Raw genomic sequence first — 269 nt, 5'->3', positions numbered from 1 at the left:
CACAGCGTGTATCCACATATGTAACAATGGCAATTTTCTTCGCATTATCTATTGTGGGGGTTCGCGCACTGTTCGCATTCATTGATCCTCAGCTAGCAAATATGTAAGGGGTGGAGAGCATGAAAGGGAAACTTATTGTAGTCGGCGGCGGCTTGGCCGGCTTGATGGCGACAATTAAGGCAGCAGAAGCGGGAGTTAAGGTCGACTTGTTCTCACTTGTTCCGGTTAAGCGTTCACACTCTGTTTGTGCGCAGGGCGGCATCAACGGC

General features: G+C 50.2%; 1 protein-coding gene. It reads left to right on the top strand.

What is annotated here, in order from left to right:
- Nucleotides 1–119 precede the first annotated feature (119 nt).
- Nucleotides 120–269, top strand: a 150-nt coding sequence (locus tag WDW90_RS41160; protein ID WP_431311231.1) for an FAD-binding protein, incomplete at its 3' end; no start/stop codon positions are given.

This window comes from Methylobacterium nigriterrae (assembly GCF_037106235.1).
Lineage (GTDB): Bacteria > Pseudomonadota > Alphaproteobacteria > Rhizobiales > Beijerinckiaceae > Methylobacterium > Methylobacterium nigriterrae.
This window is presented reverse-complemented; position numbering and strand designations above follow the sequence as displayed.